At 61.7% G+C, this 24,008-nt stretch carries 14 protein-coding genes and 1 riboswitch; of the genes, 9 read left to right on the top strand and 5 right to left on the bottom strand.

The genetic code is table 11. From position 1 onward, the window contains the following. Positions 1–96 precede the first annotated feature (96 nt). From AACP62_RS03025 to AACP62_RS03035, 3 genes are all read left to right on the top strand, one after another. Complete coding sequence (locus tag AACP62_RS03025; RefSeq protein ID WP_015022102.1) at positions 97–486, top strand: cold-shock protein; 390 nt, start codon at positions 97–99, stop codon at positions 484–486. A 68-nt stretch (positions 487–554) separates the two neighbouring features. After that, positions 555–1,559: a DUF3027 domain-containing protein gene (locus AACP62_RS03030; RefSeq protein ID WP_339346218.1), complete on the top strand. Its 1,005-nt coding sequence runs from the start codon at positions 555–557 to the stop codon at positions 1,557–1,559. A 101-nt stretch (positions 1,560–1,660) separates the two neighbouring features. Continuing rightward, positions 1,661–4,309 carry an ATP-dependent Clp protease ATP-binding subunit gene (locus AACP62_RS03035; RefSeq protein WP_045935535.1) on the top strand — a complete coding sequence of 883 codons (2,649 nt, stop codon included), beginning with the start codon at positions 1,661–1,663 and terminating at the stop codon, positions 4,307–4,309. 417 nt (positions 4,310–4,726) lie between these two features. Here the strand turns inward: AACP62_RS03035 and AACP62_RS03040 are convergent, their stop codons facing one another. The 4 genes from AACP62_RS03040 to AACP62_RS03055 form a co-directional block, all read right to left on the bottom strand. Then, complete coding sequence (locus AACP62_RS03040) at positions 4,727–7,171, bottom strand: energy-coupling factor transporter ATPase (RefSeq protein ID WP_253269670.1); 2,445 nt, start codon at positions 7,169–7,171, stop codon at positions 4,727–4,729. A 21-nt stretch (positions 7,172–7,192) separates the two neighbouring features. Continuing rightward, the gene (locus AACP62_RS03045; protein ID WP_015022098.1) at positions 7,193–7,798 is read right to left on the bottom strand and encodes an ECF transporter S component; all 606 of its coding nucleotides are present in this window, start codon (positions 7,796–7,798) and stop codon (positions 7,193–7,195) included. A gap of 5 nt (positions 7,799–7,803) precedes the next feature. After that, positions 7,804–7,938, bottom strand: a riboswitch (FMN riboswitch). A 136-nt stretch (positions 7,939–8,074) separates the two neighbouring features. Continuing rightward, positions 8,075–8,848, bottom strand: a complete 774-nt coding sequence (locus tag AACP62_RS03050; protein WP_029678403.1) for a histidine phosphatase family protein — start codon at positions 8,846–8,848, stop codon at positions 8,075–8,077. 51 nt (positions 8,849–8,899) lie between these two features. Beyond that, entirely contained in the window at positions 8,900–9,679 is a 780-nt protein-coding gene (locus tag AACP62_RS03055) for a nitroreductase family protein (RefSeq protein ID WP_029678404.1), read from the bottom strand. Positions 9,680–9,852: 173 nt separating this feature from the next. On the opposite strand from AACP62_RS03055, the gene ppgK reads away from it, so the two are divergent. The 4 genes from ppgK to AACP62_RS03075 all read left to right on the top strand — a co-directional run bounded on the left by ppgK (position 9,853) and on the right by AACP62_RS03075 (position 15,704). Next, positions 9,853–10,623: a polyphosphate--glucose phosphotransferase gene (gene ppgK, locus AACP62_RS03060; RefSeq protein ID WP_015022089.1), complete on the top strand. Its 771-nt coding sequence runs from the start codon at positions 9,853–9,855 to the stop codon at positions 10,621–10,623. Between the two features lie 75 nt (positions 10,624–10,698). Continuing rightward, positions 10,699–11,886, top strand: a complete 1,188-nt coding sequence (locus tag AACP62_RS03065; protein WP_339346224.1) for a pyridoxal phosphate-dependent aminotransferase — start codon at positions 10,699–10,701, stop codon at positions 11,884–11,886. 125 nt (positions 11,887–12,011) lie between these two features. Next, a complete protein-coding gene (locus AACP62_RS03070) occupies positions 12,012–13,388 on the top strand; it encodes an MFS transporter (RefSeq protein ID WP_253269671.1) in 1,377 nt (458 codons plus the stop codon). Positions 13,389–13,466: 78 nt separating this feature from the next. Continuing rightward, positions 13,467–15,704 carry an exo-alpha-(1->6)-L-arabinopyranosidase gene (locus AACP62_RS03075; protein ID WP_339346225.1) on the top strand — a complete coding sequence of 746 codons (2,238 nt, stop codon included), beginning with the start codon at positions 13,467–13,469 and terminating at the stop codon, positions 15,702–15,704. A gap of 18 nt (positions 15,705–15,722) precedes the next feature. On the opposite strand, the gene AACP62_RS03080 is transcribed toward AACP62_RS03075, so the two are convergent. Continuing rightward, positions 15,723–17,981 carry a hypothetical protein gene (locus AACP62_RS03080; protein ID WP_339346226.1) on the bottom strand — a complete coding sequence of 753 codons (2,259 nt, stop codon included), beginning with the start codon at positions 17,979–17,981 and terminating at the stop codon, positions 15,723–15,725. A gap of 50 nt (positions 17,982–18,031) precedes the next feature. On the opposite strand from AACP62_RS03080, the gene AACP62_RS03085 reads away from it, so the two are divergent. Both AACP62_RS03085 and ligA read left to right on the top strand, forming a co-directional pair. After that, on the top strand, positions 18,032–21,436 hold the full coding sequence (locus AACP62_RS03085; protein ID WP_339346229.1) for a tetratricopeptide repeat protein: 3,405 nt from the start codon (positions 18,032–18,034) through the stop codon (positions 21,434–21,436). Then, the gene (ligA, locus tag AACP62_RS03090; RefSeq protein WP_339346231.1) at positions 21,429–23,993 is read left to right on the top strand and encodes an NAD-dependent DNA ligase LigA; all 2,565 of its coding nucleotides are present in this window, start codon (positions 21,429–21,431) and stop codon (positions 23,991–23,993) included. The genes AACP62_RS03085 and ligA overlap by 8 nt, the downstream gene beginning before the upstream one ends. The last annotated feature ends 15 nt before the right edge of the window (positions 23,994–24,008 follow it).

The raw sequence follows: 24,008 nt of genomic DNA on the forward strand, positions 1-24,008 counted from the left end.
ACGCCTATGACAAGATGGGTCGTCCTGCCCGTCCTGTTCAGGTAAACTGATTTCGGATATACCTGTTCAAGAAGCAACGTAAGGAAGTGGCAGAGCATGCCCAGCGGGAGAGTACGGTGGTACGACGCCAAGCGGGGGTTCGGGTTCATCACGGATGAACAAGGTGGGGATGTCTTCCTGCCCTCATCAGCCCTGCCCGCTGGTGTATCCACCATACGCAAGGGATCCCGGGTGGAGTTCTCGGTGGCTGAGGGCCGCAAGGGCCCCCAGGCCCTGGATCTGAAGCTGGTGGGGCCGACCCCCTCCATTCTGCGCGCCAAGCGACCCGATCCGGACGATATGGCCGCCATCGTGGAGGATTTGATCAAGCTGCTGGATTCGGCTGGCAATGGCCTGCGTCGGCACCACTATCCGGGTCGGGCCGAATCCGCCAAGCTGGCCACCCTCCTGAGGGCTGTGGCAGATGACTTTGACGTGCCGGACTGAGTGGACGGCGAGAAGAATCCGACGTGGATCGGTCTTGTCCGATCCCACTGATGATGAAGGTGTGATAGATGGTTCAAGAGGACCTGGATCCTGAGGAACTGGCCAGGCGGGTGGCTCTGAGCGTGGCTGCCGACAGCGATGAGGTCGGTGCGCTGGTCGGCCGTACCCTGATCGGGGATGGAGTCTGGGACTACCGGTTCGCCTCGGCCATCAAGGGCTATGAGGGCTGGCAGTGGTCGGTCACTCTTTACCGTGATGAGGATGCCGATACCTGGACTGTGGATGAATCCTCTCTGGTGCCCACCGATGCGGCCCTGCAGCCCCCGGCATGGGTTCCTTGGAAGGATCGTCTGCTGCCCTCGGATCTGAGCGTGACCGATGCCATGGGAACCGACCCCGACGACCCCAGGCTGACGGCCGGATACAAGCCTGTGCAGGCTAAGCCTCAGAATTCTGAAGTACAGCAGACCCCAGGGGACAATGAAGAAGGCCAGAAAGCATTAACCTCGGCGCAGACTGACGGCTCTGATCAGCAGACCGACGGTGCGGTCTTCCGCCTGGTGGAGCGCTCGGGTGACGAAAAAGACGTTCATGAGCAGGAAGCGGATGATCAGGTTTCATTCGGCGCACAGACCTCCTCCGACGACCTGGACGAGGCCGTCGATCGCTTCGCTCTGACCCGTCGGCACCTGATGACCCCTGAGGCCAGGTCCGCCACTGCCAAGCGCTGGTACGAGGGGCAGCACGGTCCCAAGTCCCTGTCGACCCGGACGGCCAAGGGCAAGGCCTGCGAGACCTGCGGCTTCATGATTCCCCTGGCAGGTGATCTGGGTACCATGTTCGGCGTCTGTGCCAACCGTTGGAGCCCGGACGACGGGCGCGTGGTCTCCTTGGATCACGGCTGCGGCGAGCATTCCGAGATCGAGCCCCAGGAGGAGTCCCATCTCTGGGTACAGTCCCAGCCGGCCTATGACGATCTTCATATCGATGTGGTCAGGCAGAAGCCACGGGAGGAGCGTCCTGAGGTGGAACTCATGGAGCAGATGCAGTCGGAAGACGGCTCAGAGGACTGATTCCAGGCCTCGTTGCGTTCAGAGCGCAATCACCGGCGGGCCGAGAATAAACGTCACCGTAAATCTGTAGAGTGAATTACGGATCAAAGGGAAGGACAAGTATGTTCGAACGGTTTACCGACCGTGCGCGGCGGGTGATTGTGCTGGCGCAGGAAGAGGCCCGCACCCTGCAGCACAATTACATCGGCACCGAGCACCTCCTCCTGGGCCTGATCAGGGAGGGTGACGGTGTCGCCGCCAAGGCCCTGGCCTCCAAGGGCGTGGAACTGGATGCCACCCGCAAGCAGGTCGAGGAGATGATCGGTAAGGGCAATGCGGTTCCCAATGGGCACATCCCATTCACGCCGCACGCCCGTCAGGTCCTTGAGCTGTCGCTGCGCGAGGCGCTTCAGCTGGGTCACTCTTACATTGGCACTGAGCACATTCTGCTGGGACTCATCCGCGAGGGTGAGGGCGTCGGCACCCAGGTGCTGATCAAGATGGGTGTGGACCTGGGCGATCTGCGGACCGCCACTATTGACATGATTCGCGGCAACCATGAGGGTGGCGATGCCGGCAAGGGCGATCTGGCCAATGCCGGCGGCGTTGCCAACAAGGGTGGACAGACCGGTTCGGCCATTCTGGACCAGTTCGGCAGGAACCTGACCCAGGAAGCCGCTGAGGGCAAGCTGGATCCGGTCATCGGCCGGGCCAACGAGATCGAGCGAGTCATGGTCGTCCTTTCCAGGAGGACCAAGAACAACCCTGTGCTGATCGGTGAGCCCGGCGTGGGCAAGACCGCCGTGGTCGAGGGACTGGCCCAGAAGATCCATAACGGCGATGTCCCCGAGACCCTCAAGGGCAAGCAGGTCTACTCGTTGGATCTGGGCTCCATGGTGGCTGGTTCACGCTACCGGGGCGACTTCGAGGAGCGTCTGAAGAAGGTGCTCAAGGAGATCAAGACCCGCGGCGACATCATTCTCTTCATCGATGAGATCCACACCATTGTCGGCGCAGGTTCGGCGGATGGGGCTCTCGGTGCCTCTGACATGCTCAAGCCCTTGCTGGCCCGCGGCGAGCTGCAGACCATCGGAGCGACCACTACCGACGAGTACCGTAAGTACATCGAGAAGGATGCGGCCCTGGAGCGGCGCTTCCAGCCCATCCAGGTCTCCGAGCCCACCATCGCCCAGACCATCGAGATCCTCAAGGGTCTGCGCGGCCGCTACGAGCATCACCACCACGTCACGATCACTGACAAGGCCCTGCAGTCGGCGGCCGAGCTCTCTGCGCGTTACATTCAGGACAGGAACCTGCCTGATAAGGCTATCGACCTGATTGATGAGGCCGGCGCACGTCTGCGCATCAAGCGGCTGACCGCCCCGCCGGAGCTCAAGGAGCTGGATGCCAAGGTGGATCGCATCTCCGCCCAGAAGGACCAGGCCATCAAGGACCAGGACTTCGAGAAGGCCGCTCAGCTGCGCGACAGCCAGGAGAAGCTGGAGGCCGAGCGCAAGGAGAAGGAACAGGCCTGGCACGAGGGCGAATCCGACGTCAAGATGGTTGTCGACGAGGATGTGATCGCCGAGGTGGTCTCTTCGACCACCGGAATCCCGGTCTTCAAGCTGACCCAGGCCGAGTCCAAGAAGCTCCTGGGCATGGAGAAGGAGCTGCACAAGCGGATCATCGGCCAGGATGAGGCTGTCTCCGCCCTGTCCCGCTCCATCCGCCGTACCCGTGTGGGCCTCAAGGATCCCAAGCGTCCCGCAGGTTCATTCATCTTCGCCGGTCCCACCGGCGTGGGCAAGACCGAGCTGGCCAAGGCTCTGGCCCAGTTCCTCTTTGACGACGAGAATGCCCTGATTCGGGTGGATATGTCCGAGTTCTCGGAAAAGTACTCCACCTCTCGTCTCTTCGGCGCCCCTCCGGGGTACGTGGGATACGAAGAGGGCGGCGAGCTGACCGAGAAGGTCAGGCGCAAGCCGTTCTCCGTGGTCCTCTTCGACGAGATCGAGAAGGCTCATCCGGACATCTTCAATACCCTTCTGCAGGTGCTGGACGACGGCCACCTGACCGATGGGCAGGGTCGCATGGTGGACTTCAAGAACACCATCATCATCCTGACCACCAACCTGGGAACCCGTGACATCGCCAAGGCGGCCAACACCGGCTTCAACGTGAGCGGCAACACCGAAACCTCCTATCAGCGGATGAAGGACCAGGTGACCAGTGAGCTCAAGCAGCAGTTCAGGCCCGAGTTCCTGAACCGCCTGGATGACATCATCGTCTTCCAGCAGCTGACCGAGCCCCAGGTCCGGCAGATCGTCGATCTGGACATCGCTCAGCTCAACGACCGTCTCTTCGAGCGCCACATGTCCCTGGATTTGACCGACAAGGCCAAGGATCTGCTGGCCGAGAAGGGCTTCGATCCGCTCCTGGGTGCCCGGCCCCTGCGCCGTGTCATCCAGCGGGATATCGAGGATGCCGTCTCCGAGAAGATCCTCATGGGCGACCTTACGGACAATGAGTCCGTCCAGGTCGATGCCGAAGGCGAGGGCATCCTGGGTGAGTTCACCTTCACTGGAAAGCCCTTCGAGGGACCCCGGCATGCGGCCAGCTCCGCTGATAAACAGGACCAGAAGTCTGAACTGGTGGGAGCTTCGGTGAGCTCTTCCGACGCTGATGTTCCGCCAGCAGGCGAGGCCGACAGCCAGAGCCAGGATGGTCAAGGTTCTGAGCAGTCCGCTCAGAGTTCGCCTGCCAGTGACTGAGATAAGGGTTGAGGCCCGACGCAGCTGACTGAAGAGGGGTTGGGGCACATTACAGTGCTCCAACCCCTCTTATTCTGTGCTGCCGGGGATTTGCGTCGATCTGTGTAATGCAGTTTCTGAAACGTCACTTGGAATCCATGGCTTCTATTGGCAGTGTGAGCTCGGCATTTGCTTTTGCTTACGAGTCCATCGAATGGTTCGATCATTCTCTTATATCAGGCTTAAGGCAGCGATGGAATTGGCAGGTAATTGACATCAGTGTTTGCCAGGTCAGCATTCCATGCATAACGGTTCGTTTACCCCAAACGGCCGGCGACTCAGGCAGTTGCGTGGTGAAGAACTCAGGCCAGGCGTGGAAGAAGGCCCTGTTGACCTTGAAGGAACAAGGAACCTAAATGCTTGACGTAGCCGGACCCCTCAGAACAGGGGATGCAGCAGCAGGGCCAACAGATAAAGGGCCATGAGAGCAATGAACAGGATGTCCATCCTGCCCAGTTGCAGCAATCGGTAGTGGGTGCGCTGTTGACGGCTGCCCTCGTAGCATCGGGCATCCAAGGCCCGGCTCAGATTGTCAGCGTGGCGCAGAGCTCCGGCGAAGACGGGAACCGTGATGGCTATGGCCGCATGCAGGCGTTGCGAGAGTGAGCCGGACTCGATGGATCCGCCACGGGCGGCCTGGGCTTCCACGATGGCCTGAACCTCACGTCCCAGTGTGGGGATGAAGCGCAGAGCCAGTGAGAGGACCAGGGCTATCTCATTGGTGTGGATGCCCAGCCTGGACAGTGGACTCAGCAGCGATTCACAGGCATCGGTCATCTGCGTTGGGGTGGTGGTCTCCACCAGGAGCGCGCCCAGAAAGATGATCAGCATGAAGCGGCAGGCATAGAGCACAGCCACCCAGATGCCACCGGTGGTCAGCACGAATGGACCCCAGGCAGCCAGTCTACGGCCGGTCTGGGTGACCAGAAGATTGAATACGGCCAGTAGAAGCATGAGGATCAGAAAGCCCTTGACTGATTTCATAATGGAACGAAGTGGGGCTCGGGCAGCGGTAAAGAGGCCGATAGTAACCACCAGCGCCAGAACAAGCTGCGCAGGCGTGGAAATGGCGAAAGCGGTGAACATGGCTAGGAGGAAGGTCACCAGCTTGGCTCGCGGGTCCAGCCTTGCCAGCAAGGATAAGGGTTTCTGGTCGGCTTGGGTGCGATCCGCTTTCCTGCCTGAAGTTTCTTTGCCAGCGGCCTCCTTCTCCGCTGCGTCTGTGGCGAGCAGCTGATGGTAGCGCTCCACGACTTTGGCAGTAGGCCCATAGGCTAGCGTTTCTCCATGCTCCAGGAGCAGGGTCTGGTCGGCCAGGTCCAGGGCCTCGCGATCGGCGTGGGTGCTCATGACGATGGTGACGCCGCGCTGATGGAGCACTCGAAGCAATGCCATAATTCGTACGCAGGCCTGGGGGTCGAGACTGGCGGTGGCTTCGTCCAAAACCAGCAGTTGCGGGCTGCAGGCCACGACTCCGGCGATGGCCACCAGGCGCCGCTGACCCCCCGAGAGGTCGAAGGGGGAGCGGTCGGCCAGGTCACTGATGTCCAGAAGCTTCATGGCCTCATCCACCCGCTGCTGCACCTGTTCGGGCCCATAGCCCAGGTTGTGCGGACCATAGGCGATGTCCTGGGCAACGGTGTCCGCAAAAAGCTGATGTTCGGGGTATTGCATGACATAGCCGACCCTTTGGCGCAGAAGCTTCAGATTCCGGCGTCGCAGATGCCTGGCCTTGGGCCGGTCGGGCCCGGCCAGGGGCAGACCGGCCACCTGGATGGATCCGCTGTCTGGGGTGGCCAGGGCGCAGATGAGCCTGGCCAGGGTGGACTTGCCGGATCCATTGCGCCCGATGATGGCTAGGGTCTGTCCTGCCGCCAGCTCCAGATTCACTTGGTTGAGGGCTTTGCTCCCGGAATCCGGAAAACTGTAAGAGACATCCGACAACTTGACCATGGGGAGAGCGTGGTCATCGACCGGGGTCTTCGCATCCGTGTCTGATACCTTGCTTTGGATCAGCGGATTTGGGTCAGGTTCGCCGACAAGGGCTGGCAGATCCTGCCTGTTCAGGATCTGGTTCGGACTTCCGGAGGCCACGATGCGCCCATGGTCAAGTACCAGGACCCGATCGGCCTGTCTGGCCTGTTCGAGCAGGTGGGTGATGTGCACGACAGCCGTGCCCTGGGTCGTCAGCCGGCAGAGGATTGATTGAATCTCCTGTCGACCGGCCGCGTCGAGCATGGCACCAGGTTCGTCCAGCACCATCATGCCTGGATTCATGGCCAGGCCGCCGGCCAAGGCCAGTCGTTGTTGCTGTCCGCCCGACATGCGGGTGGGATCATCAGTCATCCGCGTCTGCAAGTCGACCTGTTTCAGGGCCGCTGGCACACAGGAGAGCATCTTCTGGCGGGGCATGCCCAGATTCTCGGGTCCGAAAGCCACGTCGTCCTGGACGACGGTGGTCACGATCTGGTCCTCAGGGCTCTGAAAGACCATGCCGATGTTCCGCCGTACCTGTCGGTAGGCCTCAGTGTCGATCTGTCGGCCCTGATCCGGGGTGTCGAAGCAGACCGCTCGGCCCATAAGCTCGACCTGGCCGTGGTCAGGTGCCGTCGCACCCGAGAGGATGCTTCCCAGCGTGGATTTGCCGGAACCATTTGCTCCCAGGATGCATAGATGCTCGCCTGCATGCACCTCCATGGAAAGATGGTCCAGGGCCCAGGTCTGGCCTTCGTCATAGGAGAAAGAGACCTGGTTGAGTCGGGCGACGGTTGCCTTCGAATCCGCTGAATCGGAGCCTGTGGATTGGGTCATGGATGCTGCCATGACGTTCCGAACCGCCGTGGCCTACTTGTTGATCAGCGTGGAGATGGGCTTGTAGATCAGGAAAGTGACCACGCCGTGGATGGCGAACTTCATCAGGTTGAAGGGCAGAAGGATCGGCACGATCATGGCAATCACCTTGGCCATGGACATGTGCGCGTAGAAGGGGGTGATCACCACGTTGCACAGTATGGCTGCGATCACGCCCAGAACAGCGCCGGAGACGATTCCGATGACCGCTCCCTTACGGCTGTGCATCCTCCGGTAGACCAAGGCCGCCGGCACGCTCAGAGCCAGGGCCACGATCATCGAGATCAGAGCACCGAAGGGGTTGGTGAACAGGTGCGGGACGAATCCCAGGATGGAGATGATGGCGGCAGCCGCTGGGCCGAAGGCGAAGCCGCATACCAGGACGACGATGCCCGAGGGGTCATATTTGAGCCAGGGTGCGGCAGGAAAGATCGGGAAGGAGAAGAAGCTCAGAACCATGGCCAGGGCTACGAAGAGCGCGTAGACTGCAATCCGCTTGGTCGACCAGCGTCCTGAACCACCTGCACCTGTGGAATGGACATCGTTGAAGCGCGTGTCCTTGTTTGTAGTGGTGTGTGAATGAGAATTGGGCATGCTCATAGAGGGCCTCGTTTCTTCCATCCGGACTGTAACCGTTGGCTTCGGATTTTGACCGATATCCACCGCTTGCGCGGGTCGCGGGCTCCCGGCATTCAGCCGGATACCGCCAGTAAGGACTTTCACCTTCCCTGAAACTGACGATTTCAATATAGCTGCGGTCCTTGGAATGGTCAATTCCCTCTCGCTGCTTGTGCATTTTCAAGACAAGCAGGAAGGCAATAAAACCGCTAAAAGCCAACAGCCGGAGAAGTGCGGCGCGCTTGAACGTTCTGCCTGCTACTTGTCCTGGCTGCCTGCCTGGAAGTATTCCATGGAGCTGACCGGGCCCGCCAGGCGGAAGCCGTCATCCCCATAAATCACCTTGGTGACCGCGGTGTTGTCCATGTCGGGAATGGGGCAGTGGTCGTCGATGGCCACCAGGAACTGTTGCAGGCACATGCCCGAGGAGACCACCAGGACAGGTCCGCCTCCCTCTTCGATGGCAGACCGGGCGATGCGCGTCAGCGCGCCGATCATTCTACCGCGGACCTGGGCCGTGGTCTCAGCCCGATCCTCTTTCTCCAGTCCGGCGGACAGGACGTCCTGGGCATCCAGCCGATGGAAAGTGTCCTGCATATGGACGGGGATGTCCCTGCCGTAGGTTGCCTTGGCCGTGGCAAAGTCCTTGAAACCCATGGCGGCGCAGACCTGGTCCAGAGTGGTGGGCTCGTCCCGGCCCTCGAAACTGCCGAAATTGTCCTCGCGCAGATCGGGGTCCACCCCCACGCGCAGGTCTCCATTGCCGGACATGTCAAGGGCCAGGCGGGCCGTTTCATACTGACGACTCAGATTGCCGCTCCAGGCTGCCCGGAAGCGAATGGACCGCAGGCCCCGACCGAACTGGCGCACATCCTCGCGACCTTGCCTGGTCAGGGGGAAATCTGACCAGCCCTGCATCAGATGCATGACATTGGCCGTCGTTCTTCCGTGCCGGGTCAGGTACAGGGTTGTCGAACCTGCTTCAATGCTCGGTTCGGTGGTGGACTGGGATGAAGATGCTCCATTGTTCATAGTTCATCACCCTACACGGCCCCTTGCCGGGTCACTGGGATACCGCTACGGTCAGGACCTGATGAAACGGCCTCCATCGCCCCAGGTCCATGTGCCGCCCCCGGCCCCGATCTGGAAGTTCATTTTGGCTATGCCCAGGTCGACTGCGGACCCGTAGGAAACCGAGGGGTCCAGGGTGGCGATCGCATCGCCTGTGTCCTTGTCCCAGGCGAAAAGCACCGGCTGTCCGTTCATGGCCGAAGGAGCCTTGGCGGCGGCAGCCACGCCGGCCTTGAACCATTCCGGTGCATCCTGGCGGTCCTGCGCGCTCATGGCTGAGGTCAACTCCTCATAACTCTTGGAGGTTCGATGCTCACTCTGACGTTGGCAAAGCTTGTCGAAGTCCTGGTTGCCGTAGCCGACCTGGTCGGCCGGATAGCCGATGGTGACCACCAGATAGAGCGACTGGCTCGGGGTGATCCGGCAGTGGCGCTCGGCAGCCTGACGGTCCCAGCTGCCCGACACCCATCCTGTCCCCAGTCCATACAGCGTGGCGGCAAGAACCATGCGCTCGCCATAGAAGCCGGCTTTCTCCAGGCTCTCCTGATTATCCTTGGGTCCGACCAGGGCCAGGTAGTTGGCCGCATTGGTCAGGTGGCCGGAAGCGTTGTCGGCCGCAAAGGCGTCGGGTTTGCCCAGAACCAGCTGCATGTCCAGACCGCTCAGTGTGTTCAGAGCGTTCAAAGTGCTGCCCAGCTGCCTGGCCAGGTCGGGATCGATAGGCTTAGGATCGTATTCTCTGGTAGTGATGCGCACGTTAACTGCATCAATGAGCTGTGTGTGTTCGGTCATAGCCTTATTATTCCACTCAATTCTTCTTCCTGCAGTTTGTAGCACAGTGCCAGCGAAACAGCCTGACCCTCTTCCGGCTCATGCCGCTCCTACGAGTTGCAGAGGCATGGCTTGGGGTACAATCGCTACCGTGCCGGTTCGGACCCTCATCTTTGATCAGCTAAGGAGCAGCAATGATTGAAACAGCGCAGGCTTTCGGAGTGGATATTGGTGGATCCGGTATCAAGGCTGCCCCTGTTGACCTGACGATCGGTGATTTTGCAGAGCCTCGCAAGAAAATTCTCACTCCCGAGCACTCCACGCCAGAGGCTGTGGGGGTTGTCGTCAAGGAGCTCTTGGATCGTTTTGAAGTTCCTTCGGATGTGCCCGTGGGCATCGCCTTCCCGGCCCCTGTCAAGCCCGACAAGCCGCTCGATTTCATGGCCAACCTGGATCAGTCCTGGGTTGGCACCAATGTTCAGGAGGTCCTTTCCAAGGCCTGCGGCAGGCCCGTCAGCGTCGTCAACGATGCGGATGCTGCCGGTCTTGCCGAGGTGCAGTACGGGGCGGCCAAGGGGCAGAAGGGCCTGGTTATCGCCACGACACTGGGCACCGGCATCGGTACGGCTCTGATTTATAACGGTGTTCTGATTCCTAACAGTGAGCTTGGTCACCTGACGCTGGACGGCAAGGATGCCGAGAAGTACGCAGCTTCATCGGTGCGTGACCGCAAGAAGCTGAGCTATAAGAAGTGGGCCAATCGTCTGACCAAGTACTACCGCTTGCTTGAGCACTACTTCAACCCTGACTTCTTCGTTGTCGGTGGCGGAGTCAGCAGGATGAGCGAGAAGTTCCTGCCCCACATCGACATCAAGACCCCCATTGTGGCTGCCAAGCTGCGCAACCAGGCCGGTATCGTGGGTGCCGCTTATCTGGCTGACCTCCGGCAAAAGCATCTGGGGTGAAGCAGAGCGTTTTCTGCGACCAATCTACATGAGGCGTTTAGGCGGTTGCTGGATCGGATGAGGAGCTGAAAAATCATGCATTTTTCTCACCGTACCGGGTCTGACCGCCCCAATCGCATAGCTCTGGCCGAGTCAGAAGCACGAGCCCATGGTCTCAAGTTAGGCAGGTTGAATGATTCCAATCCCACCCGTTTCGGACTGGCCCCGGCATTTCTGCCTCAGGTCTACGAGGCCGAACCGAGGGGGCCTCGTAAGGCTCGGCAGGCTCTGGCTGAGTTTCTGACCAAGCGTCAGAGTTTGTACGGCAAGGATCGTGGTATTGCGGTTGATCCTGATAACCTCTACCTGCTCTCTTCCACATCTCAGGCCTATTCCTGGCTGATGAAGCTCCTCTGCGACCCGGGTGACGCCATTCTGGAGCCCAGACCCGGATATCCTTTGATTGAATCCATCGCCGGTCTGGAATGCGTCCGAACAATACCATACCGCCTGACCTATGACGGGTCCTGGGTCCTTGACCTGGCCACGGTAAGGCAGGCCCTGGAGGGGCCTGGAGGCGACCGTATCCGTGCCCTGGTCCTTATCAACCCCAACAACCCCACCGGTTCCTACATTCATCCGGAAGAGCGTCGGTCGCTGCTGGAACTCTGCCAGCGGCAGGGGGTGGCCATCATCGCCGACGAGGTCTTCTTCGGTTATCCTCTGGATCCCCTGCCGGGCCGTGCCCGGCTGGCTGGTGAGGATCGGGTGCTGACCTTCGCCCTGGACGGGTTCTCGAAGAGTCTGGCAGCCCCCCATGCCAAGGTGGGCTGGATCCAGGTTTCCGGGCCCGCAGACCAGGTTGCCGAGGCCAAGCGCCATCTAGACCTGATAGCCGATGACTACCTGCCCATGAGTCTTCTGATCACCAGGGATATGGAAGCCATGCTCTCGGATATTCCCGTTCAGACCAGCCGGGTGGGCAAGCGTATCAGGGGCAATCTCGGAATCCTCAGACAGACACTGGGCCAAAAGAAGTCCTGCGTCTCCCTGCTCAGGCCTGAGGGAGGCTGGAACGTTCTGTTGCGTTTTCCTCAGGTCATCGACGAGGAGGAGCTGATTCTTCGCCTGATTGGGTCCTACGGGTTGACTGGCCAGCCCGGATACTTTTTCGACATGCCAGGCAACGGATATCTGGCCCTGTCGCTCCTGCCGAAATCCTCGGAATTCCGCCGAAATGTGAACTCAGTCGTCTCAGCTATCGGAAAAATAACCTGTTTATAACCCACGTAATGCACTGTTCGCTCCGATAATATGTTCGGAACAATTGCCGGTTATGGAAGGGGGAGATTGGTACGGCTCAATGATGAGCCACTGATTGCAAGGCTGCACACGAAGGAGTGATAACGATGGTAGACGAAAATAAGGATCGAAGGGGAGGCCCAGCCGACGGGGCTGGTGCCCGGATCGGGGAAAACATCAAGGCCATGGCCTCTGTAGATGAGACCGGAGGTGCTGTGGCGAATCAAGGAGTGGATCCAAGCCTGGCTCCGGATACGGGCAGAAGGCTCAACAGCGCGGAGAAAGTCCGCTTTGCCATTGGGTTCGTCCTGGTATCCCTGCTCTGGGCCGCGCCCTTTACCATGGGGTCCGGGGTCCTCCTGCCTCAGATTTTCAATTCCCTGCATGGAGTCAGCGCTGAAGCGGCTCTGGGGACAATGAATTCGATTGGCTGTGTGTTCGCCCTGGTGGCCAACGTTGTTTTCGGCGCTCTCTCTGACATGTCCAGGTTCCGAGTCGGCAAGCGCACCCCCTGGATCGTGCTGGGCGGCATCATCGGCGCCCTTGGCTTCCTGCTGGTCATCCAGTCCCATACACTCCCCATGATCATCTTCGGCTGGTGCATTGTGCAGGTGGGCATCAACTGCCTGATAGCCCCGGCCGTGGCGGTCCTCTCCGACAGGATTCCCGAGTCGACCAGGGGAACCTATTCGGCACTCTATGGGGCCAGCCAGGTCATCGGCCAGCAGTTGGGAACCATCATCGGCAGCTCATTCATGGCCAACATCCATACCGGCCTTGTAGTCGCCATGATCATCTTCCTCTTTTCCGGCATTCTCACCGTGCTGATCTGGCCCCGGGAGAAGTCGGCTGCCAACACGGTCGTGGAACGGACCTGGGCGGATGTCGGCCGGTCCTTCATACCGCCCACCAAGAATTGCCGCGACTTCTACCTGGCGCTTCTGGGCAGGTTCACCTTCGTCGTCGGCTGCTTCATGATTCAGGGCTACCAGCTTTATATACTGCAGAAGTACTGCCACCTGAGCGATGCCCAGGCAGCATCCACACTCAAGGTCATGGCACTGATCTCGGTGGTGACAACCATCCTGGCCTCCGTGGTCTCGGGTCCGCTCTCGGACTTCCTGCACAGGCGGAAGGTGATTGTAGCCACCAGCTGCCTGATTCTCGCCCTCGGCATACTCTTCCCCTTCCTGATGCCGACCGCCACTGGCATGTACTTCTATGCCGCCCTGGCTGGAATCGGCAACGGCTGCTACATGTCAGTCGACCAGGCGCTGAATGTCGATGTGTTGCCGAACGCCAAGGAGGCGGGTAAGGATCTGGGCATCCTCAACCTGGCCAATACGATCGGTCAGGTGATTGCCCCCGGGTGCACCACGCTGGTCATTGGCGTTTTCGGCGGCTACAGGATGATCTTCCCAGTCGCCATCGTCTGCCTGCTGGTGGGAACCGTCTTCATCATGATGATCCGCAAGGTCAAGTGAGTCTGAAAACCTGTAATCTGGACCTGTGCTGAGCCGCGGACTGGCTAATCGAACCCGAAAACTCGAAAGGAAAAAGACATGACAGAACAAACGCATACCAAAGCCAAGGATCTGGACCTGGAAGAGGAGGCCTCGCTGACCTCGGGGTCCGACTCCTGGCATCTGCAGGGCCTGCCCGACAAGGGCTATGAAGGCTATATGATCACCGACGGCCCCTACGGCCTGCGCAAGGCCACCGGTTCTGACGTCTACGGATCGGTTCCGGCCACTTGCTTCCCTCCGACCGCCGGATTGGCCTCCTCCTGGAATCCTGATCTGACATATCAGGTGGGCCAGGCCATGGGCGAGGAGTGCGTCCAGGAGAAGGTGGCTGTAATCCTGGGACCAGGCATCAACATCAAGCGAAGCCCGCTGGGCGGCCGTAACTTCGAGTTTTACTCGGAGGATCCTGTACTGGCCGGGCATGAAGCCGCAGGTCTGGTCGAAGGGGTCCAGTCCAAGGGGGTGGGAACCTCTCTGAAGCACTTTGCAGCCAACAACCAGGAGACCGACCGGCTCAGGGTCAGCTCTGACGTGGACGTGCGCACCCTGCGCGAGATCTACCTGCCGGCCTTCGAATATGTGGTCAAAAATGCCAAGCCCTGGACCATCATGTGCGCCTACAACAAGATCAATGGCGTCTTCAGCTCGGAGAATCGCTGGCTGCTGACGGACGTTCTGCGCGGCGAGTGGGGCTACCAGGGCATGGTAATGTCCGACTGGGGTGCCGTCCACAACAGGGTCAATGCCCTGCAGGCCGGGCTCAATCTCGAAATGCCGCCCTCCCGTACCGATGATCAGGTGGTCCAGGCCGTGCAGGCTGGCAAGCTGGACAAGGAGCAGCTGGACCGGATGGCCCAGGGGATCCTGGACCTGATTGACAAGGCCCGTCCGGCCATGTCCCAACAGGGTTATCGCTACGACGTCCAGGAACACAACGACATGGCCCGTCGCGCGGCCCAGGAGTCCATCGTCCTCTTGCGCAATGAGGACAGGATTCTGCCTCTTGATCCGAAGCAGAAAGTTGCCGTCATCGGCGAATTCGCCCGGACTCCGCGCTATCAGGGTGGAGGTTCCTCGCACATCACGCCCACCGAGGTCTCATCAGCGCTGGATGGCTTCAAGGAGGCCGGTGTGAATGTGGACTTCGCACCCGGGTTCACGCTGGACGAGAAGGAACAGGATCCTGCTCTGACCCAGCAGGCGCTGGATGTGGCGCGCGGAGCCGACACCGTGGTGCTCTTCCTGGGATTGCCTGAAGATGCCGAGTCCGAGGGCTTCGACCGCACCAGCATGGATCTTCCCGACAAGCAGGTGGCTCTGCTCAAGGCCGTGTCCGAGGTCAATGACCGGTTGGTCGCCGTCCTCTCCAATGGAGCCGTGGTGACTGTTGCCGACTGGATGGACAAGACCAAGGGTCTACTGGAGACCTGGCTGCTGGGTCAGGAAGGTGGACGCGCTGTGGTGGATGTGTTGACCGGTGCAGCCAACCCCTCGGGCCATCTGCCTGAAACCATTCCGGTTCGGTTGGAGGACAACCCCACCATCACCTCCTTCCCCGGCGAGGAGGGTCACTCCCGTTACGGTGAGGGCGTCTACGTGGGCTACCGCTACTACGACACCTTCCAGCGTCCGGTGGCCTTCCCCTTCGGATTCGGTCTGTCCTATGCCGACTTCGATCTGGATCAGGTCGTGGTGACCAAGACCGGAGCCAACTCGGCTCGGGTGGAGGTGACCGTGACCAACACCTCGCAGGTGGATGGCGCCCAGACCGTGCAGGTCTATGTGGCCCCCTGCGCCAGCCGGGTGAATCGGCCCAGTCATGAGCTCAAGGCCTTCACCAAGGTCTTCCTGAAGGCGGGACAGTCCAGCCGGGTGAGCATGGACCTGACCGGGCGCGACTTCGCTTACTGGTCGACAGCCATGGATGCCTGGCATGTGGAGGCGGGCACCTACCGCATCCAGGTGGGTACCTCCAGCCGCGATCTGGTTGCAGAAGAGAATCTGCAGGTGGATGGCGACGGCCGGTTCATTCCGCTGAATGCCGAATCGACCATGGCCGAGTGGCGCGAGAATTCAATCGGCGGACCTATCCTGCGCGATCGTATCGATCAGGATGGCATACCGCTGCCCGACGATCCCAACACAGCCCAGCTCTTCGACACCATGCCTCTGGCCTCGGTCATCACCTTGTCGGGTGGCGATGGCAATGGCATCGTGGCTGACATGGTCGACCGGTATCACCAGGCCCTCAAGCAGCAGGGTCTGGACTCCTGATATCACTGTCGGCTGGGCTCAGGGTGCTATAAACCAGACGGCTACGTTCATGGCCTGACTGAGGTCGAAGTGCTCCAGCAGGACCATGGCGTTGATGAACGTCAGGACCAGTCCAGCCAGACAGGCCAGTGTTAGCAGGCTCATGACGGCCGCTCCCGCTGAGGAGCGGCCGTCTTCGTATGTTGAGGATGCGGTGGCCATGACCACAACAGCAACCAGGCAGATCAGCCAGGCGAAATCGATGCTGTAGCGCACCGAGAACCCGCCTATATAGGAGTCTGCAACCATGACCAGGACTGCCAGAGCCAGGGCCAGGATCAAGGCGGGCATCCACCCCCGACGTTGCAGTTCCTTTCGCATCCTGGGCAGAGCAAGAAGTGCAAGGGTCAGTATGAGTACCGGTGTAGTGATCAGCAGCCCGCCTAGGCCAGGTTCGGTGAAGTGCCAGAACCGCATGGGAGCAGGGGAGAATTGCAGGTAGGGGAAGACCGGCAGGGTGGTCAACGGCTGCAGCAGGTAGTAGCCAAAGACCTGAAGCAGGCCCCGGGTGCCGGGATGATAGTTGGTCAGGTCCAGGACGGTCATCTGATACCGGTTGCCGAAGTCCAGCAGGGACCCGAAGCGCCAGCGGTTGTACCAGAGCAGGGGAGCGGCCACCAGGAGGACCGGCAAGAGGCCGCAGACCAGCAGGGACAGCGCCCGCCTCCGAGACAGGTCTGCAGGATGGCTCCTGCGCGTGAACAGGGAGTTGATGACTGCCCTTATTTCCTTGGCGAACAGAGGCAGCGCCAGCAGGCCTGCAGCCAGGAAGGTGGGTCGGCAGCCCAGGGTGGCAGCCACCGACAGCGATCCCAGGAAAAGCCGTGGTCTGGACAGATGCCAGGGTCGGTCCCCATCCTCCACGGTCCACATCCGTGTTGATCCACGACCCGAATGTTCGCCAGTGTCCGCAGACTGTCGTTGGACCCGTCTGGCCCCCATCCAGAGCCAGAGTCCCGTCATGACCGCCAGCAAGGAGGCATCGAAGGGAATCGTATAGAAGTTGCGGCGGCACCAGAGGTAGACCATGCCGGATCCTCCCAGCATGGTTATAAGGGCCATGCCGACAACGGCCAGGTTGACCCGGGGGAACCAGCGGGCCAGCAGACGGATGGTGGCCAGGACGGTCATGATGGTGGCCGCAGCAACCAGCAGGGCTGCGGCCGAGCTGGTGGGCAGGGCATAGCCGCCCGGATGCACCAGGCTGGTTATCACTCGGTAGGGCAGGAAGAGCAGCAGCACCGGCAGGACACCGAAGTAGGAGTACCAGTGGCCGTTCCGGTAGACGTAGTCCCAATATATGGGTTGCTGGTCCTGGGCCAGCAGCGCGTTGCGGGTGGCTATGTCGAAGGGGTTTGCTGCCTGGGCCAGACCCGGTGCCTGGCCAAGATCCAGCCAGGGGCGTCCATGCAGCAGTGCCCGGGCCACGTGATCGTACTGGTTGAAGTCGTAGACATAGGCATGCGGCTGGTGGTAAGCCATGGGAGTGAAGGTGGACAGATCGTGCTGGATGTTCCAGCAGGACCAGGCTGCCAGCGGAGCCAGAATCAGGGCCAGGACCAGGCGCTGGCCCACCGAGCCAGTATCCAGCCGTATCCGCCAGAGGACCGAGCCGGGCAGGTAGCCCAGGATCAGCGCCGCCATGCAGGCCAGCATCAGTATCCGCGCCGGGTTGAGGTCCAGGGGGACCACCCTGACCGGAGTCATTCCGGTCAGCTCCAGCCGGGATCCGATGGGCTCCTGTATCCACAGTCGCATGGCCTGGATCCGGGCTCCGCTGGGTTTGCCCCTGATGCGCAGATAATGGCTGCGGGCCTGACCGGGGCAGATCAGCCCTCGGGTACCCTGGGTCCAGTCCCTGTCGCCGGCCAAGTGTAGGTCGAGACGTACATGGATCTGCGACAGGAATGAACCCTCGATGTCCTCTGCAAAGTAGGCCTGGGCGAAGGATGCCTGTCCATCTGCGACAGGGACATCCACCCAGGCGCCAGCCGGATCGGTGACTTTTAGACCCCCGCCATGCAGCCGGGACAGCCCTGGTCCCAGCCGGTCCGGTCGGGATTCAATATTGTCTGCAGTCCCTGCCGAAGAGCCCGATGCGGAACCCGCCAGCGACTGCCAATGAGCCAGGTTGAATACCCCCAGTTCGAGGATGAGCACAACAATAAGTGCTACCAGCAGTCGGATGGTCGTGCCCCTGGCCGGGGTGGGGCGTCGCAGGGCTGGCAGAGTCATCACGGTTTTATTCTAACGGCGACATGTCGGGCTGGATTGGGACAATCAAAGGTATGTCCAAGAACGCGAAGAAGTCCCGGGGGTTCGGGAATCTGTCCGGCCTGGGCCGTTCCATTCTTTCCGCACTGGAAGGACTGGTAGGCTCCTCTCGGCCGACCACAGGGGGTCGCGGGGATCGTCCCCTGGATTCTTCGGTGGCCGACATGGTCAATCTGATCAACCGGACGGGGCGTCATCCTGACGATCGGCAGATGCGCGAATTTCTGGCCTCCCACAGCCGTATTCTGGGTATCGCTGTCAAGCGCCGGCTTTTTCCTCGGCTGCAGGGCGTGCCCGAGGGGCTGACGCTGGGCTGGGTCCAGTGGCCTGACGCGCCGGGCCGCGGCTTCGCGCTGGGGATCTTCACCGATCGTCGTCACTTTGCCCAGATCGCTCTGGCCGACGACCATGGCCGTGTCTTCATCGGCGAGCAGGGTCGGATGGACCTGCAGAACATGGAGCCCGCCTTCCTGCTGGGTCGGGAAGAGGAGGTGACCCTGGCCGACGGTCGTCGGCTGGGCCGCGATCCGGGTCAGGATTCGGGGCCGGTCCGTGCCTTGCAGGGTGCTGTGGCAGGCCGTGACGATGCCGGCCATATGCGTTGGTTGGCCTCCTGGCTGCGAGCCGATGGCCGCTATTCCCTGGAGCAGTTGCGTCCACTCCTGCCTCCGGAGATGCGTCTGGACCTGGAGTACCGGGATGCCGTGGCCATCGCCTTTTTCGCCGCCTACCTGATGCCGCGCATCCAGGGAACCTTCACCGGGTTCGGCTCGGGCAACATCTTCTACCGGCTGAACCGGGAGGCGCCAATGGGTGCCATCCGACGCAGTGTGGGCGACATGATCCAGGCGCGCTCCCACGGAAAACGGGTCTCCGGCTTGGAGGATCTGTTCGCCGACCTGATGCGCGAGGCCGGGGCCTTATCGCCCGTCTCCGGTCTTGAGGCTGTTCACGGGGCCGAGCCCCTGCATCTGTATGCTTCCTCGTATTCCGGCGCCTACTTCCTGAGCTGGGACAACGGACTGGAGTTCACCGCCGCCCTTGCGGCCCTGCGTATCGAGGGCAATCTCAATAGGTTCGCCGCAGTCAGCGCCTGGCTGGAGCGCAATGCCCGCCTGGGTACGCTGCCCACCGAGGACTCGATCAACCGCGTCCAGGCAACCCGGCTGGACCAGGCTCTGTTGGACGATCCTGCCATTGTCGCCCTGATGCGCCCCGGGGACTATCCGATTCGCTTCGATCCCCTGGAGGACGACGGGCGGACTGCCATCAACGCCATGGTTGACAAGGCTGCGGCTACCGCCGTCATGGTCCGTCAACAGGCTCCCCAGGCTCTGCCGGTGCGAGCGGACGGCCAGGGTCAGGAGCCGGTGCGTTCCGAGTGGGTCTACCGGCAGACGCTGTCCATGCTCATGCGATCCCTCCGGCTGCCCTTCCGCTTCGATGTGGAGTTCAGATCCGATCTCGCCCAGGGGAAGGTGGCCCTGGCCTTCACTGCGGCAGGACGCACCATGATGCCCTCCAGCCGCTATGAGGATCAGTCACGGGCCTGGCGGGACCTGGACGACGGTGAGCGTTCCGCCATGAGCGCTGACTACAACCTGCGCGTCGGACTGATGATGGCTGCCCTGGCATTCGGGGTGGATCCGGCCGTGCGCGAGGTCAGCCTGCAGATCGACTCCATCGGTCTGGAGGAGGCTGTCGACCAGCAGAACTCGGCCATCAGGACCATGATGGGACAGGCCCTGGAGGCCTTTGAGCGCATGCGTTCCGGCGAGGTGGCCCCCACTGGGTCCAAGGCTGATCCCAAGGATGGCGACGTGCATGGCGATCCCACCAAGCCCATCGCCTCCCGTATGGCTCCTGAGCAGCAAGAGGGCAATGAGGAGGACAAGGCCGAGGATCAGGGTGAAAAGGAATCCGTGGACAGAGAATTCAAGGATCTCATGCAGGGTGTGGACCTTGACTCTGCCGCCTTTGCGCCGCCGTCGTCAGCCAATGATGATGCATCCAAGGAGGATGCCTCGGATGAGGATGTCTCTGCGGATCAGACTGGCGACGATGCATCCCGGAATCCGCTCAGCGCCTTGCAGAGCAATCCGACCATCCGCACCCTGGTCTCGGTGGTCTTCAGCAGGGAACTCTTCCTCTCCCGCATCCGTTCGCAGGGTCTGAAAGAACCACGTGGCATATACCGCTTCTTCGATGCGGCCATGCAGGTGGATTCCCAGGGTGGGCTCAAGCCCACTGAGGCCGTGTTCGACATGCGTGATGACCGCTTCAGCCCCCACGGCAGCCAGGAGGAGCCCGAGTTTTCCGAGGTGACCTTTGCCGACAAGTCTGCCAAGGCCCTGGGCGCACATAAGGCCGTGGACCTTTCCATCCAACGGGCCGACCTGCTTCAGAGGGCTGTAGGAGGTTTCCACCAACTGGCCTCGGACCGGACCATGACTTCAGCAGCCAAAGCCCAGGAGGCTACAAGCATCATCGAAAGCATCGGCGACCCGGAGCTGGAACAGTTGGCCCCGCAGGTTGCCAGCGCCATGATCGACGGCAGCTCTGTTCCAGACTTTGACTTCTCCCTATCCTCCCAACTGGACAAGGAGCGTGTCAGGGCCCGCGATCTGCTCTTTTCCGGCGGAGCGGCCCAGGGCATACAGGTGGAGCAAGACGCCATCGCCCATCTGGATGCCGTCTTTGCGGCTGAGGGCCAGGTGCCCCGCTACTTCAATTCATACGCCGAGCGTGTGGTCTATAACCGCCTCTTCGCCACACCGGGGGAGCGGACCCTGCTCATTCCTGACAACCTCTTCTACGCCCACCTGGAGATAGCCGATCTGCTGGCCCAGCTCAAGGAGGACCAGGCGGCCCTCAAACACCTGAACGCCATGGTGGCCTATGCGCCCGCCTACCCGCTCTCCCACCTGAAGCTGGCAGTCATGCTGGCCAACCGGGAGGACTGGGATTCGGCCCGGGCTGCCACACTCAATGCTCTGAGGGTGGCTCTGGACCGGGACGATGCCTCCTTCGCCTACTACCGTCTGGCCTATGCCTCATGGATGCGCGACGAGTTCGACGTGGCTGCAGCTGCCTATCTGATGAGCGAGCACATCAGTCCCGACCGGATACCAGCCCTCAAGAGCGAGCTGGCCGAGCTGCAGGCCAGGGCCCGCTCCCAGTGCGTGGTCCTGCCCGAAAACCACAGACAGGCTCGCCGGGTGCTGGCCGAACATGGCCTGCCGGTCTGGCCTCACACCGAGGTGGCCTCCATAGTGCGCCAGGCCGCGCGCATCTGTGTGGACGGTGGGCTCTTCGTCCCGGCCCGGACACTGTCAATGGCGGCCGCCAGGATGAACGACGACGATAATGAAGGTGTTGATGTGGTACAGGCACAGTTCATGAGGTCGCTCAATGCATGACAAAACAGCTCAGGAAGATAATCGGCAAACCAGTGATGAGGGCGGGAATGCCGAATCCAGGCCCAGGCCGGGCACTGACCGATGGATAGCCTCCCTGCAGCCTGACGATGCTGATGCCATGCGACTGGGGGAGCTTGACCTTGACTCCTTGGGAGCCCAACAGGCCCAGCGCCTCTGGTCCAGGCTGGCCGCCTGGGTGGAGTCCGACCAGGTCGCCTACTACATAGACGATGCGCCGGTCTCCTCCGACGCGGCCTATGACGCCAGGATGCGTTGCCTGCAGGAGCTGGAGTCCCGCTTCCCCAGCCTGGATACCCCCCAGTCGCCAACGCACCGGGTCGGAGGGACCTTCTCCAACGACTTCGCCTCCGTCCGCCACCCCTCCCGGATGCTCAGCCTGGATGACGTTTTCAGCGTCGCCGAGCTGCGCCAATGGTATGACGGGCTTCGCAACGAGCTCGACTGGCCGCAGGACAAGGCCCTGCCCATGACCAGCGAGGTCAAGATCGACGGCCTGGCCCTCAACCTCCTCTACCGCAACGGGGTCCTGGAGCAGGGCCTGACCAGGGGGGACGGGGTGACCGGCGAGGACATCACCCTCAACGTCAGAACCATTCCGGGCATTCCCCAGAATCTGTCGGGCCCGGCCCGCGACATCCCCGAGTTCGTGGAGGTCCGTGGTGAGGTCTTCATGCGGTTCGACGACTTCAATGCCCTGAACGGGCAGCAGGAACAGGAGGGCAAGGCGCCCTTCGCCAACCCCCGCAACGCCGCCGCCGGGTCGCTCAGGCAGAAGGATCCGCGCATCACCGCCAGTCGCCGTCTGAGCTTCTACGCCCACGGCCTGGGCTCCCTGAGGTGGGGCCCGGCCCACCCCAAGGGGACCCACGACGAGGTCATCGACCAGTCCCAGGCCTACGACCTCTACAAGCAGTGGGGGATTCCGGTCTCGCCCCACAACCGGGTTGTCACCTCCTTCGATCAGATCCTGGACATGATCGACTATTACGGTCAGCACCGCAATGACATCGAGCATGCCCTGGACGGCATCGTGGTCAAGCTTCAGGACCGGGATCTTCAGCGCAGGCTGGGTGCCACCTCCCGTGCCCCCCGCTGGGCCGTGGCCTACAAGTACCCTCCGGAGGAGGTCAATACCCGGCTTCTGGACATCACCGTCCAGGTGGGCCGGACCGGGCGGATCACCCCGGTGGCGGTTCTCACCCCGGTCACCGTGGCCGGGTCCACGGTCTCCAGGACCACCCTTCACAACGCCTCCGAGGTCAAGCGCAAGGGCATTCTGATCGGGGATACGGTGGTGGTCCGCAAGGCGGGGGATGTGATCCCCGAGCTGGTCGGACCGGTCGTCGAAGCCAGGAAGGGGCGCGAGAAGGACCTGAGACCCTTCGTCATGCCCGATACCTGCCCCAGCTGCGGCGCTCGGCTGGCTCCGGCCAAGGAGGGCGACGTGGACATCCGCTGCCCCAATGTGGAGTCCTGCCCGGCCCAGCTGACCGAGCGGATCATCCATATGGCCTCACGAAAGGCCCTGGACATTGAGCACCTGGGGGAGCAGAGCGCCATAGCCCTGACCAATCCGGATGAGAACCGGCCCGATTCCGTTGAAGTCTATGCCCCCGGCCTGCGTGAGGTCCTGGTTGACCAGGGCGGCCAGGCTGCTGCCTACCAGCCGGACCCGGATCTGAAGCTTCCCCCGCGTCAGGATCCGGTCCTGACCAGCGAGGCCGGCCTGTTCGACCTGAAGGTTGAGGACCTGCGTCAGGTCTATGTCTGGCGTGAGGTTCCCCTGATGGAACAGGTGGAGGTGGAAGGTCGGCAGGGTCGCACCACGACCAAGCGTCGGACTGGCGGCAGCGGTCTCTGGTACCGGGTGCCCGCCTTCTATAACCAGGGCGAACGGGCCATGAACAGTCATGAGACCCAGGTCCAGGAGGCCGCCCTGGGCACTGCCGATGCCCAACCCTCCAGGAACACCCTGCAGATGCTTGAAGAGATCGACAAGGCCAGGCATGCCGACCTGTGGAGGGTCCTGGTGGCCCTGTCCATCCGGCACCTGGGACCGACCTCGGCCCGGGCCATAGCCACCCGCTTCCCGTCGCTCAAGGCCGTGGAGGATGCCAGCGTGGAGGACCTGTCCGAGCTGGACGGGGTGGGCCCGGAAATCGCGCACTCCGTCCACGACTGGTTCCAGGGCGCTCGACAGCCCGGCGACTGGCGTGGACGTATCCTGGATGCCTGGCAGGCCGCCGGGGTGGGTGCTCACGTCGAACGCAGCACCAAGCCGCAGACGCTGAAGGGCATGACCGTTGTGGTCACCGGCAGTCTGGAGGACTTCTCCAGGGACTCCGCCAAGGAGGCCATCGTGGAGCGCGGCGGCAAGGCCTCGGGGTCCGTCAGCAAAAAGACCACCTATGTGGTGGTCGGCGCCAACCCGGGATCCAAGGCCGACAAGGCTGAGAGCCTGGGCCTGCCCATCCTGGACGAGGCGGGCTTCCACCGCCTGCTTGACACCGGCGACCCCAAACCGGCCCAAGGTTGATTGTGACATTCGCAA

Origin of the sequence: Bifidobacterium apis (assembly GCF_036986835.1) — a bacterium.
Lineage (GTDB): Bacteria > Actinomycetota > Actinomycetes > Actinomycetales > Bifidobacteriaceae > Bombiscardovia > Bombiscardovia apis_A.